This window comes from Neisseriaceae bacterium CLB008 (genome assembly GCA_041228285.1).
In the GTDB taxonomy this organism is placed as follows: Bacteria; Pseudomonadota; Gammaproteobacteria; order Burkholderiales; family Neisseriaceae; genus JAGNPU01.
Map to the genome: position 1 here is coordinate 1,906,373 of CP166133.1, position 12,704 is coordinate 1,919,076.

A 12,704-nucleotide genomic window follows, 5' to 3' on the forward strand; every position below is an offset into this window, starting at 1 on the left:
AAATCAGGTATACTGACCCCACCTGTCGGCATGGCCATGAATCAGTAATATCCAGCCACAAAATGGCTGGATATTACTGATTCATGGCAGATACCGAGCATGTTCTTCTTCACTTCCTCTATAGAGTGATCATCTATGCAAAACTACGTCGCGCCCGTTATATCGGCGAAAGTCAAAAAAATACTGCCCATTATCGTGGCCTCTGCCATTTTCATGCAGATGTTAGACGCCACCATTTTGAACACCGCCCTACCGTCTATGGCACGGGATTTAAATGAATCCCCGCTCAATATGCAATCGGCCATCATCAGTTATGCCCTCACCGTCGCGCTACTGATTCCCGTCAGCGGCTATTTTGCCGACCGCTACGGCACCAAAAAAACCTTTATGGTTGCCGTGGTACTGTTCTGCATTGGCTCCTTGCTGTGCGCCCTGTCACCCACCTTATCCACCCTGGTCTTTTCCCGAGTCATTCAAGGCATCGGCGGCGCCATGATGACGCCCATCGCGCGACTCACCCTCATCAAAGCCTATGATCGTTCAGAGTTTTTATCGGTTATTAACTACGCCACCATGCCTGCCCTGATTGGGCCTATTATTGGCCCTTTAGTCGGTGGTTATTTAGTTGAAGTGGCCAGTTGGCATTGGGTATTCCTCATCAACATCCCCATTGGCGTGCTCGGTCTCATCAGCGCTTATAAATTCATGCCCGATTTTCGCGAACCTGAAGTCCACATGGATTTTCTTGGCTACGCCCTATTTGGCTCGGCCGTCGTACTGCTGTCTTTAGGACTAGAGTTCGCTGGTCAAGGAGCGGGCCTACCGTTTGCCGTCACCGTCATGGCCATTGGCCTGGCCTTATTAGCGGGCTATGTGCGCTACGCTGAACGCATGCCTAGTCCTTTATTCTCAATGGATTTATTTAAAATTCGCACCTTCCGCATCGGCATCTGGGGCAACCTCGTCACCCGCGTCGGCATCAGCGCCATGCCACTACTGCTGCCGCTGCTGCTACAGGTGGCTTTTTTAAATTCTGCCAGTACTGCAGGGTGGATGCTGGCGCCGATGGCCATTGCAGCACTCTTAATCAAGCCCTTTATCAAACCCTTATTAACCCGCTACAGTTATCGTAAAGTCTTAGTGGGCAACACCCTCTTTATTGGTTTTATGTCTATTTTGCTGGCACTACCGACGGCCAACACGCCGCTGTATTACTTGATTCCCTTGCTATTCGTCATGGGCGCGTCGAACTCCATTCAGTTTACCGCCATGAACACCATTTCTTTATCTAATCTGCGGCCACATCAGGCCAGCAGCGGCAACAGCCTAGTGGCGGTGAATCAGCAGTTATCCATTGGTTTTGGCATTGCCATCGGCGCTGCTTGCCTACGCTTTTTTGATGGCCAAAACTGGGTCGGCGACACCCACACCGCCTTCAGAATCACCTTCGTCATCTTGGGCCTCGCCACCATGGCCTCGAGCCTGGTCTTTAGCCGCTTACACCAAAAAGACGGCGACAACTTGGCCCAGAAGCACTAGGCTAAGCGGCTTAACTGGCGCAGCAATAGGCTATTTTGCACTAGGCCTAAGTCCAATTGGCCATGATTCAGGGCTGGCGTTTCCACGATGAGGGTTTGATCAGGCCGACCAGAATGCAGGCTCAAGCAGCCCTCTGCCGCCACAAATGTAAGGCCATGCTGCTGGGCAAACGCTTGCGCTCGCTGGTTGGCCAGCGCCAACATCGGCAAGAGGGTGACGTCTAAGAAGAAACGGCGTGCCTGCAGCACCAAGATACGCGCGGCAAACCAATCAGCCTCTTCAGTAAAACGATGCGGGCTGACCTGTTCAAAATCGTGGCGCATAGCGGCTACAAGGCAAGCGACCATGCGAATTTGCGGCACTAGGGCTTCGCTGACTTTGGGCAGCGCCATGATACTAGGGGGCATAGTAATGGGCGTGGCGGCATCGCCATCCACAATGAGGTGCCATGCCTGAACCGTTTCTTGTTCAGGCTTAGGGGCTGTTTGATGAAGTTGTTTGGCGCTGGCAAGCATTTTTTCGTCCTTTTTTAGTGGTTCCTACCGCTGCTGCTTGGGCGCCTTTACTGATTATTGACCATCAAAAAAGCCGCCCTATCATCAGGCGGCTTTTTTGTGTATTCGTGTCGTAAACTAAATCTATTCACCATGCACACATAAGGCCCGCCCTCGAGGTGCGGTACCAATATGAAAAAGAAAAGGTGAAATTAGTTTGGGTATTCATGGCTTTTAGATTAAACACTGCGCATCAACTTGTCAAGACTATTTAATAACTGAGGTTTATTCGGCCCACTTCTTCATCAACTGATGCGGAATATTCAGCTGATCCAAAATACGCGCCACTACAAAATCCACCATATCTTCAATGCTTTGTGGATGATGATAAAACCCTGGTGAAGGCGGTAAAATACACACACCTGTCTCGGACAAGGCCAGCATATTACGTAAGTGTATGGTCGACAGAGGAGTTTCACGAGGCACAATAATCAATGGCCGTCCCTCTTTAATGGATACATCGGCTGCGCGTTCAATCAAATTATCCGACAAACCTTGCGCAATCGCCGCCATTGTCCCCACGGTTGCAGGGCACACCACCATCGCATCGGCAGGATTAGTGCCCGACGCCACAGGGGCAAACCACTCTTCTTTGCCAAACACGCTCAACTGCTCTGGCGCCACCCCAAACTTTTCGCGCAGCATCTCAGCGCAGGCTTTAGGAGACGAGGGCAAAGTCAGGTCCATCTCTTGCTTGGCCACAATTTGCGCCGCCTGAGAATACAGCACCCATACCCGCTTATTCGCCGCCAGCAGGCTTTCGATCAAGCGAATGCCGTAAGGCATGCCCGATGCCCCGGTTAATGCCACACAGACAGTATTGATTGGTCTGATTACCCTCATGATGTCCATCATCCATTGCTGATTGTTTAGTACCCCATTATAAAACACTCCGCCACGAAAAGCTGCCTTTGTCTGCTCCGTGCACAGACAGCGAGTAGTGCAACCACGCTTGTCGACACCGTTCGAGTACTTTATGCTTAAAAGAATCATGCAACCATTTGCATTTTTCTGACTCTATCTGCACATAGCGGCTAGACTCTATCAGCCTCATGCGCCTTTGCGCCCCACGCCCAACACCATAGCAAGGAGGATCTGTGCGACTGTTCTTACCCCTCATACTGGCCGGTAGCCTATTATTAGGTGCCTGCGCCGCGCCCAGCAATCACGCCAGCAGCACACCCAAGGCCAGCAGCATCACGCCCAAGCCCATTATCCGCAGCAATGCGCTGCCCCTACGCACCGACACACCCGATCAAACCTACACCGCAAACCGCCCATCAGACGACGTCATGCAGTGTCTACAAGCGCAAATCAAGACGTCTTTTCGTCTACCAGAGTCGTTTATTGGTCAGCACAGCTACGACCATCAGGCTTATTCCGTTGGCCTGATGAACCCGATTAGCCAGCGCATGGGGATCACCCTAGACATCACGCGCAATACCCCAGCCACCAGCACCATCAAGCTCTACGCCAACGGTTCCGAGCTCTCTCGTGCATGGCAAAACCTACCAAAAAAATGCCTTTAGCATTGATTGATTAGCCGCTGATTGGCGCCAGAACTCAGCCTTTTAAATAAAACAGCTGACAACCACGCTGGTTTTGTGGGAAAATCTGTGTATTATTAAATCTAGGCACAGCCAATGAATATTGATTGTGCCTTAATTTTGTATCAATTTTAGATCAAACAAGTAAAACGCTTGTTGCCAAGGATGTCACCCACATGAGTACAGAAACTTCTCTCGGTGCCGCGCTTAAGGCCGCTGTGCAAACCATGAGTAAAAAGAAGCAAACAGAAATGATTGCTGATTATGTCTACAAGAAATATGATGTATTTAGTCGTTTCAAGCCATTGGCCATCGGCATCGACAAGGATTTGATTGAAACCTTGTCACAGTTCGACAGCGTATTGGTGTCTCGCGTGCTGGCTAACCACTGCCGTCGCCCCCGCTACATCAAATCATTGGCCCGCGGTGGCAAACGTTTTGACTTGAACGGCCGCTTCAAAGGTGAAGTGACCGCAGAAGAGCAAGAGATCGCCAAGGCGCACCCTTGCATGCAGTCGGAAGCCCCTAAAGCTGACGCAGCAGAAACCACAGCAGACGTTGCCGTTATCGACGTTGATGCCGCTACAGATGTGGTTGAAACTGATGCAGCAGCAGAAGCGGTAGAAACCGCAACAACCGCTAAAGAGTAAACCTTACTCGATTGTTAAAGCCATCTGTCTACAGATGGCTTTTTGCGTTTAGGCGCGATAAAAACCTAAAAGCCATGAACGATTACCATTTCGTTGGATGGTTAAAGCGTCGCTCAACCCTTACGCTTACACAGCAGCACACATCAAAATAAAACCAAGCGGCCGACAACCCACTCTATCAACGCCCCCTTCATCTCAACAAACAACACATCGTATCATTCTGACTATTGAGTACCGATCAGCACAAGTATTCCTAAGCAAAATGGCTTATATTAAAGCTCAAGTGACCCACCTTTAGGAAGCCAGATGATGCTCGACCTCAAACAATGCCAACAGGCCAGACTCAGCCGAGACGCGCGCTTTGACGGCCAGTTTTTTATTGGGGTCCTCAGCACCGGCATCTACTGCCGCACCATCTGTCCTGCTCGCCAACCGCTAGAGAAAAACGTGGCCTACTTTCCCAGCGCTGCAGCCGCCGCAAATGCTGGCCTACGCCCTTGCCTACGCTGCCATCCAGACAGTGCACCACAGTCAACGCGCTGGCAAGGCGCCACTGCGCGGCTACAGCAGGCGCTCGCCCTCATTCACCAAGGCTACCTCAATGACCACACCATCGCTGAATTGAGCGCTCACTTGGGCATTAGCCCACGCTACCTAAACAAGCTGTGCCAAAATCACCTTGGCGTTTCGGCCCAAGGCTATGCCTTATACCAAAAATGTCTGTTTGCTAAACAGCTGCTGCATCAAACCCAGTTACCCATCAGCACCGTCGCCTACGCCAGCGGTTTTAACGACTTAAGCCATTTCAATCATCAATTTAAAGCCCAACTTGGCCTAACCCCCAGTGCCTTACGCAAACAAAGCACGGCCCATACGGAATCAAGCTTAACGCTGTTTTTAAGCTATAGACCACCTTATCACTGGACGGCCTTACATGACTTCTTACAAGCGCGCCTACTGCCGCCACTAGAATGGTTGAGCCCAGACAGCTATGGCCGCACCTTTACCTGGGCTGACGCTCACGGCTACTTCAGCGCCACCCACCAAGCCGATAAAAATGGGTTCAGCGTCCAGCTCAGCTTAAGCGATCTACGTCATCTGGCCCCAGTAGTGCAAAACATACGCAGAGTATTGGATCTAGATGCGGACACCACCATCATTGAAGCCCATTTACGCCAAGCCTGCCCGTCACTGCCGCTGACGCAAGGACTAAGGCTGCCTGGCGTGTGGTCCCTGTTTGAAGCCGGTATTCGCGCCATCTGTGGCCAGCAAGTCAGCATTAAAGCCGCCCATAATCTGGTCGGCCACATCGCCCAACAATATGGGCCAGTAGTCCAGCTACCGCCGCAACTGAATCGAGCAACTGAGCCACACCACTATTTTCCAACGGCTCAGCAGCTAGCCAGCGCCGACTTTAATACCTTAGCTACCACCCACAGCCGCAAAGACACCTTGCGCCGCTTTGTGGCCTTCAATCAAACCGAACCACGGCCAGATCCCAGCGACTGGCTCACCCTCAAAGGCATCGGCCCGTGGACGGTAGACTATGCCCTCATGCGCGGTACCAGCCACCCCGACATTTGGCTGGCCACCGACCTTGGCGTCAAAAAAAGCCTGGCCCAGCTTCCCCCGTTTGAATCTGGCTTGGCCGCACCTTGGCGCAGCTACCTCACCTTTCACCTATGGCAGATGACCCCATGAACCTAGACTATTACTTACCCCACCAAGCCGAACACCTCGGCCTCATCCGCATCCTCGCCAGCGAAAAAGGCCTATGCCGCGTCGACTTTGTCGAGGCCATGGCCGAGCCGGCCACGCCCAGCGACCTGACCGCCACCGCCTGCGCCCAACTGCATGCCTATTTTAATCACCGCTTGCAACACTTTACGCTACCGCTCGACATGGGCGGCACGGCCTTCCAACAACAGGTTTGGCAGGCACTACAAACCATTCCCTACGGGCATACCTGTAGTTATGCAGACGTGAGTCAACACATTCAGCGGCCCAAGGCCCAGCGGGCCGTCGGCGCAGCCAATGGCAAGAACCCCATCTCCATCATCGTGCCTTGCCACCGCGTCATCGGCAAAAGCGGTCAGCTCACCGGCTATTCAGGCGGGCTCAATATTAAAGCCTGGCTACTACAGCATGAACAGCAGATGATGGGCTAAAACCAAACGTGCACAAAAAAGCCGCCCCTAGGGCGGCTCAAATTAGCTTTTTAATAATGTTTATTTCTGATGCTGAATCAACCAACATTGATGAATGTTTTTATTACGGAAATCTTCTGGCACCGACACCCCCGACACATCAGTCACCACATAGCGCTTGGCCACAGCATCATCCAGTTCAAAAGTACGCAAATTATTAGAAAAATACAGGCTACCCTGCTTATCCAATAACGTCATTGCACCATCAATCAAGCCCACGTGATCGCGCTGAACGTCTAGGTCTGCCAACATTTTTTTGCTATTGGAAAAGCTAGGAGGATCCATCACAATCAAATCAAAGCGCTTACGCTCATAGCGTGCATTGTCTAAATACACAAACACATCCTCACGAATGATTTGGTGTTTTTCCAAGTCTAAACCGTTTAATTCAAAATTACGCTTAGTCCAATTTAAATATGTATTAGATAAATCAACGGTCTCACTAGACGCCGCCCCACCTGTTGCCGCATACACGCTAAAGCTGCCAGTATACGCAAACAGGTTTAAAAAGCGCTTGCCTGCGGCCAAGTCGCCCACGCGTTTACGTGTGGGCCGATGATCAAGAAACAGGCCGGTGTCTAAATATTTCTCCAGATTCACCCAAAAGCGACGGCCATGTTCATTGACGATAAAGTCTTCGCCCGCCAAGCCCGTTTTTTCATATTGATTAATGCCTTTTTGGCGCTGACGGGTTTTGATGGAAACAGCAGACTCATCAAAGCCAGTCACAAAACAAATGCTATCGATCACGCCTTGCAACCAAACCTTATGATCATCCTCATGCATCAACCAACCGGTATCATATTCTTGCAGATGAATACGGTCCCCATAAATATCGACGGCAAAAGGGAATTGTGGCACATCTTTATCGTACAAGCGCCAAGCTTCAATGTCTTGGCGGCGCGCCCATTTCATCAGGTGTTTGATGTTTTTACCCAATCGATTGGCAAAGGGACTGAAGTCAGTCATGGTTCACACTTCGGTTTCTTACAGTCAATAATGGCGTCATTTTACACGAAATCACCATTTTATAGGGCTTTTTCAATAAAGCGGTTGCGGTTTCCTATGATGGCTTGTACAATGCCGATTCTTTACTTCTTTATGAAGCCATCGTCTTCAACCTTGTGCTAGCCGCCAGTCAACGTGATTTCTCATTAAAAATCAGTTATTTATGCTTGCCGTATAGGTTTTTGGTTGTCGCCGATGTAGTTAACGCAGAAGCCGCTCATTGAAAAAATGGCTTCTCAGGCAAAACCAAGCTTGAAACCTATGCCGTCACTGAATCCCATTCAGTGCGCTTTTGGTGCCTAATTCTGGGCCAAAGCCAGTGTTTTGCTGAATTTTTAGGATCACTATGACCATTTCATTTGCCGATTTAAAACTCAGCGCCCCTATTGCCACAGCACTTGCCGATGCAGGCTACACCAGCCCTACCCCCGTACAATTACAATCGATTCCTGCCGCCTTAGACGGCAAAGACCTATTGGTTTCAGCGCAAACCGGTAGTGGTAAAACCGCAGCTTTCTTGCTGCCCTCTTTAGAAAAAGTCATCCAAAAAAGCACCAAGCCTGGTAAAGGCCCTCGCGTATTGGTTTTAACCCCAACCCGCGAATTGGCACAACAGGTTGAAGAAAACGCTAAAGTTTATGGCCAAAACATGCGTTGGTTGCGCACCGTTACCCTAGTGGGCGGTACTTCTTTTGGCTACCAAACCCGTAGCTTGAGCCGTCCTATCGACGTCATCGTGGCCACTCCTGGTCGCCTAATGGACCACATGCGTCAAGGCCGCATTGACTTCAGTCGTCTAGAAGTATTGATTTTGGACGAAGCTGACCGCATGTTGGACATGGGTTTCATCGAAGACATCGAAACCATCGTGGCCGCTACGCCTAAAGAGCGCCAAACCCTATTGTTCTCTGCCACACTAGACGGCACTGTCGGTAAATTAGCTGCGCGCTTGACCACCGACCCAGTACGCATTGAAGTAGAGCGCGTGCAAGAAGAAAGCAAAATTGAAGAACAGTTGATGTACTGCGATGACTTCCGTCACAAAGACCGCATCATGGACCACATTTTGCGCGACACCAACATCGACCAATGCGTGATCTTTACCGCAACCAAAGCCTTCAGTGAACAATTGGCCGACGACCTATACGAAAAAGGTTATGCCGCAGCCTGCTTACACGGTGACATGCCGCAAAACTGGCGTAACCGCACCCTAAATGACTTACGCACTGGCCGCATCAAAATCTTGGTGGCCACCGACGTCGCAGCCCGTGGCATTGACGTACCCACCATCACCCACGTAATCAACTACGACTTGCCCAAACAAGCCGAAGACTACGTACACCGTATTGGCCGTACCGGCCGCGCAGGCCGCAGCGGCATTGCCATCTCTTTTGCTGAAGTAAAAGAGTATATGAAGGTCAGCAAAATCGAACGCTACCTAAACCGCAAACTGCCTGAAGCCGTCATTGAAGGCATGGAGCCAACCCGTCGCAAACCAAAACCATCAGCAGGTTCTGGCCGTCGCGGTGGCAACAGCAGCTTTGGTGATCGTCGTCGCAGCGGTGGCGCACCAGGTACTGGCGGCAAGCCATCTTTTGGTGAAAAACGCTACGGCGGCCGCGGCAATGCTGGCGGCAGTGGTCGTCCACGCAGCGGTGGTACCGGCACCGGCGCCCCTCGTGGCCGCAGTCGCTCTAGCGGCAGCAGCCAAGGCTAAGCCATTCGCTTAAGCGAAAAGCCGCATCTTCTTGATGCGGCTTTTTTTATGCGCCATAATAGCCCTCCCCACTACGGCCCCTGTACCCATGAACACCTTCATCACGGCTTTTTTACTGTCGCTCTCGTTGATCTTTGCCATCGGCGCCCAAAATGCCTTTATCTTACGCCAAGGCTTAAAAAAAGAGCATGTGTTTTGGGTGTGCCTGGTTTGTGCCTTATCCGATTTCATTCTGATCAGTGCCGGCGTCTTAGGCTTTGGTAGGCTCGTGAGCACCTTACCTAGCTTAGAAGCCATTATGCGTCTCGCTGGCGGCCTATTTCTTACCGCCTATGGCCTGCGCAACCTCTATGGCGGATTCAAACACCACAACAGCCTCAACCCCAGTAACACCCCCAGCACTAGCCGCCGCAGCGCCATCCTAACCTGCTTGGCGCTCACCTGGCTCAATCCTCATGTGTATTTAGACACACTCGTTTTGATCGGCTCGTTCTCAACCCAATACGCTGCCGAACAACCTCAATTCATCGCCGGCGCCCTCACCGCCTCAGTCTCATTCTTTTTCGCTCTCGGCTATGGCGCCCGCTTGCTGCGCCCCATTTTCGCCAAACCCCGCGCATGGCAAGTACTGGACATCAGCATAGGCCTATTGATGCTTGGGCTAGCCTATGTGTTGTGCTTTAGCTAATGGCCATCAAAATAGCCGTTTATTAGCTTCCTGCCCATCATTGATGGCAACAGCGACTTCATTACATCCCAATTGGCAGAACACTTTAATGACAAAACCATGAAACTTTAAGCAGAAAACCCTAAGTTTCCTTTATTAGACACACCATCCACCGCCCATTTCAAATAATTTGCAAATTTTATTTTGAATTTGATATACTTACTGCAACATTTACAGTTAATCCATTTTGGATAACAAAAAGCCCAAACAGCACGAACTGTATGGGTTTTATTTTATTCACCCACCTAAAAAAAGGGCCACTCGGAGCTAAATTTTATTATTAAAAACACAATAAATTTCATTTACATATAAAACCGCAGTCTAAAAAAGCATATAAAACCTGCACCAAACAGCCGTAAAAACACCCTAAAGGGGCATAAGTATCGTGAAAATAGGATTTTTATTACTTCAAAATCATGGTGGCATCGGTGGCACAGAACAAGTGCTGATTGATATTTGTCACGGCTTCGAACAAAAAGGGATTGAGTCACACATTTATTTTACTCATCAGCCACAGCATGTCGAGTTTTCTCGCCAGTTTAAGCATACAAACAGCTACCCCGTGCCGAGATTATTACGAGATAAGCATCCATTACGGCCTCGTTTTTTATTCAAGTATTTTTTTAAAAGAAACACGATTGAACTATTCAATAAAATAAAAGAAGATAAGCTAGATGCCGTTTTAGTATTGGATTTAGACAGCTCATTTTTGCAACATCACGCCCTGATTACGGACTTGAAACAATCAACCCATATCCCCATTATTGCATGGCCTCATGGCTCCATTAAGCAAATGCTTAAACAACAACAAGATTTTTTTCAAAAAATGCAGATTTTTGATGCTATTTTTGCTATTAGTGATGGGCTTAGCAAAGAAATGAATCAACTGGGCTTAAAAAACATTACAACCGTTTATAACCCTATTACACAAGCCCCCATCATTAAGCGAAATATTAAAAAATTGCTTTATATCGGTAGAATAGATGACAATAAAAGGGTGTATGAATTAGTCCAGCTGGTCAGCCGATTGGATGACGCTGAATGGACATTAGATATCATTGGCTCAACGGGTAAAAAAGAACAAGACAAGCAGTTTTCTCAGTTTATAAACAAATACAATACACGACAACAAATTGTATTTCATGGCTGGAAAAAAGACCCTTGGTCTCAGGTTGAAGAAGCTGGTATTTTATTATTGAATTCAAAGTCTGAGGGTTTTGCTTTGGTATTGGCTGAGGCGATGACTCGTGGTATTCCATGCATTTCTAGCAATTGCCCGGTTGGTCCTGCTGATATTATTCATTCAGGCCATAATGGCTGGTTATTTGATCCTGATAATGAAGATGAGTTATTAACTATTCTAAATAGTATTCTTAATGGGTCTTTAGCATTGCCTGCTGCAAAAGAAATACAAAATAGTGTCCAAAAATTTGAATACTCAAACGTCGTAAATAGATTCATACAGGCATTAGAACACACAATACAACGTCAATAATGGTTATCTTGAAGTACAGTTCTACCCCATCATTTAGATGGGGTAGGACATTATCTCATCTAAAACTAGCCTCTTTTTAAATCCAACGCAACACAATTAAGCAGGCCTGATCGACTGCTAATCCCATCATCGGCAAATACCCTATCACCTAAAAATACAGGCCCAAGCCCTTGCCATGAAACGAAGCATCACTGCACCTGATTCTGTGTATTAATATCCCAAAGTTACAATAAACCGGTGTAATGACCCAGAGAATAGCTGCACATGATATTGTGTATTTAATTATTCAGGAGTCATTATGAGCAACGAATCAGAAATTCAGCGTTGGACCGCCAAGCGTAAAGCTGAACTCGTCAAAGAAATCATCAAGGGCAAGACCAACATTGCCGAGGCGGCACGCACCCACGACCTTACCCCTGCAGCAGTGAAGAAGCTGGATAAAATGCATGCTGCCTACGGCGAAGCAATGCTGCAAATTCTATTCTTAAAAAAGTGATAGAGCCATCTTGGCCAAACCCCAAACCGAAAATCAATTCAAACGTCTATCGACGAGATGGCCTCTGAAGGCTTTAAAGTGACGGTTTCGTAAGCCTGTCTATGGTCTGGCTTACCCAGACGTAGTTTCTACTACGAAAAGGTCAAGAAGCAGCCTAAAATCAATCAGTGGCTGGCTGCGAGAATCAAGCAGACCATTGAGGCATTGCCTTAAGCCGGCTATCGTACTGTTGCCTTCTTATTGGGTGAAAAGATGGACGGTACAGCGGATCATGAAGCTAAAACATTGGCAGTGTCGGCAGCGAAAAATAGGCTTTAGACCGAGGGTGCCCAGTAGCGTATCTGAGGCATTCACCCCTAATGAACGCTGGTCAACAGACATTGTTAGAGTTTGGTGTGGTGATCAGGATCGTTGGGCAGCTTTAACCTTAGTCATGGATTGCCATACTAGAGAATTACTGGGTTGGAGTTTAAGAAAAAACGGCAATGCCAAGTCTGCCGTAGCCGCCTTAGAATACGCCTTATTAAATCGTTATGGCATATTAGGCCAGGCCACGGTTGGCTTAACTCTTCGCAGCGATAATGGCTTGGTATTTACTTCTAGGCTCTACACCACCATGGCCTATCAGTATAGTCTGGCCCAAGAGTTTATACGTCCGCATACGCCACAGCAAAACGGCATGGTTGAACGGCTTATTCGAACGGTCAAAGAGTAATGCTCGTGGCTACATAACTTTGAGTCACTCAGTGCTGCTAGGCTAGCCC

13 protein-coding genes are annotated in these 12,704 nt (G+C 48.9%); 10 read left to right on the forward strand and 3 right to left on the reverse strand.

Translation table 11 applies throughout. The features are described 5' to 3' along the window. The first annotated feature begins 135 nt into the window (after positions 1-135). Positions 136-1,539, forward strand: a complete 1,404-nt coding sequence (locus AB8Q18_08765; GenBank protein XDZ50287.1) for a DHA2 family efflux MFS transporter permease subunit — start codon at positions 136-138, stop codon at positions 1,537-1,539. On the opposite strand, the gene AB8Q18_08770 is transcribed toward AB8Q18_08765, so the two are convergent. After that, positions 1,536-2,054, reverse strand: coding sequence for a hypothetical protein (locus AB8Q18_08770; protein ID XDZ50288.1), 519 nt, complete (start codon positions 2,052-2,054; stop codon positions 1,536-1,538). The genes AB8Q18_08765 and AB8Q18_08770 overlap by 4 nt on opposite strands. A gap of 264 nt (positions 2,055-2,318) precedes the next feature. After that, positions 2,319-2,936, reverse strand: coding sequence for a flavin prenyltransferase UbiX (locus tag AB8Q18_08775; protein XDZ50289.1), 618 nt, complete (start codon positions 2,934-2,936; stop codon positions 2,319-2,321). 254 nt (positions 2,937-3,190) lie between these two features. On the opposite strand from AB8Q18_08775, the gene AB8Q18_08780 reads away from it, so the two are divergent. The 4 genes from AB8Q18_08780 (at position 3,191) to AB8Q18_08795 (ending at position 6,458) form a co-directional block, all read left to right on the forward strand. Then, complete coding sequence (locus AB8Q18_08780) at positions 3,191-3,622, forward strand: hypothetical protein (GenBank protein XDZ50290.1); 432 nt, start codon at positions 3,191-3,193, stop codon at positions 3,620-3,622. Positions 3,623-3,816: 194 nt separating this feature from the next. Next, the gene (locus AB8Q18_08785; GenBank protein XDZ50291.1) at positions 3,817-4,290 is read left to right on the forward strand and encodes a ProQ/FINO family protein; all 474 of its coding nucleotides are present in this window, start codon (positions 3,817-3,819) and stop codon (positions 4,288-4,290) included. A gap of 306 nt (positions 4,291-4,596) precedes the next feature. Beyond that, a complete protein-coding gene (locus tag AB8Q18_08790) occupies positions 4,597-5,991 on the forward strand; it encodes an AlkA N-terminal domain-containing protein (protein XDZ50292.1) in 1,395 nt (464 codons plus the stop codon). Then, a complete protein-coding gene (locus AB8Q18_08795; protein XDZ50293.1) occupies positions 5,988-6,458 on the forward strand; it encodes a methylated-DNA--[protein]-cysteine S-methyltransferase in 471 nt (156 codons plus the stop codon). Before AB8Q18_08790 ends, AB8Q18_08795 begins: the two co-directional genes overlap by 4 nt. Positions 6,459-6,518: 60 nt before the next feature. On the opposite strand, the gene AB8Q18_08800 is transcribed toward AB8Q18_08795, so the two are convergent. Further along, on the reverse strand, positions 6,519-7,466 hold the full coding sequence (locus AB8Q18_08800; GenBank protein XDZ50294.1) for a class I SAM-dependent methyltransferase: 948 nt from the start codon (positions 7,464-7,466) through the stop codon (positions 6,519-6,521). Positions 7,467-7,851: 385 nt separating this feature from the next. Here AB8Q18_08800 and AB8Q18_08805 point away from each other — a divergent pair, with 385 nt between their 5' ends. The 5 genes from AB8Q18_08805 (at position 7,852) to AB8Q18_08825 (ending at position 12,655) form a co-directional block, all read left to right on the forward strand. Further along, positions 7,852-9,222: a DEAD/DEAH box helicase gene (locus AB8Q18_08805; GenBank protein XDZ50295.1), complete on the forward strand. Its 1,371-nt coding sequence runs from the start codon at positions 7,852-7,854 to the stop codon at positions 9,220-9,222. 88 nt (positions 9,223-9,310) lie between these two features. Next, positions 9,311-9,910, forward strand: a complete 600-nt coding sequence (locus AB8Q18_08810) for a LysE/ArgO family amino acid transporter (GenBank protein ID XDZ50296.1) — start codon at positions 9,311-9,313, stop codon at positions 9,908-9,910. Positions 9,911-10,334: 424 nt separating this feature from the next. After that, positions 10,335-11,444 (forward strand): glycosyltransferase, encoded by a 1,110-nt coding sequence (locus AB8Q18_08815; protein XDZ50297.1) that lies wholly within the window; start codon positions 10,335-10,337, stop codon positions 11,442-11,444. Positions 11,445-11,742: 298 nt separating this feature from the next. Continuing rightward, on the forward strand, positions 11,743-11,940 hold the full coding sequence (locus AB8Q18_08820; protein XDZ50298.1) for a transposase: 198 nt from the start codon (positions 11,743-11,745) through the stop codon (positions 11,938-11,940). Positions 11,941-12,211: 271 nt separating this feature from the next. Further along, positions 12,212-12,655, forward strand: coding sequence for a transposase (locus AB8Q18_08825; GenBank protein ID XDZ50299.1), 444 nt, complete (start codon positions 12,212-12,214; stop codon positions 12,653-12,655). The last annotated feature ends 49 nt before the right edge of the window (positions 12,656-12,704 follow it).

What these genes read in the sequence shown, in the direction of transcription:
- AB8Q18_08765 (XDZ50287.1), top strand. Translation starts at nt 136, where the DNA reads ATGCAAAACTACGTCGCGCCCGTTATATCGGCGAAAGTCAAAAAAATA.
- AB8Q18_08770 (XDZ50288.1), bottom strand. Translation starts at nt 2,054, where the DNA reads ATGCTTGCCAGCGCCAAACAACTTCATCAAACAGCCCCTAAGCCTGAA.
- AB8Q18_08775 (XDZ50289.1), bottom strand. Translation starts at nt 2,936, where the DNA reads ATGAGGGTAATCAGACCAATCAATACTGTCTGTGTGGCATTAACCGGG.
- AB8Q18_08785 (XDZ50291.1), top strand. Translation starts at nt 3,817, where the DNA reads ATGAGTACAGAAACTTCTCTCGGTGCCGCGCTTAAGGCCGCTGTGCAA.
- AB8Q18_08790 (XDZ50292.1), top strand. Translation starts at nt 4,597, where the DNA reads ATGATGCTCGACCTCAAACAATGCCAACAGGCCAGACTCAGCCGAGAC.
- AB8Q18_08795 (XDZ50293.1), top strand. Translation starts at nt 5,988, where the DNA reads ATGAACCTAGACTATTACTTACCCCACCAAGCCGAACACCTCGGCCTC.
- AB8Q18_08800 (XDZ50294.1), bottom strand. Translation starts at nt 7,466, where the DNA reads ATGACTGACTTCAGTCCCTTTGCCAATCGATTGGGTAAAAACATCAAA.
- AB8Q18_08805 (XDZ50295.1), top strand. Translation starts at nt 7,852, where the DNA reads ATGACCATTTCATTTGCCGATTTAAAACTCAGCGCCCCTATTGCCACA.
- AB8Q18_08810 (XDZ50296.1), top strand. Translation starts at nt 9,311, where the DNA reads ATGAACACCTTCATCACGGCTTTTTTACTGTCGCTCTCGTTGATCTTT.
- AB8Q18_08820 (XDZ50298.1), top strand. Translation starts at nt 11,743, where the DNA reads ATGAGCAACGAATCAGAAATTCAGCGTTGGACCGCCAAGCGTAAAGCT.
- AB8Q18_08825 (XDZ50299.1), top strand. Translation starts at nt 12,212, where the DNA reads ATGAAGCTAAAACATTGGCAGTGTCGGCAGCGAAAAATAGGCTTTAGA.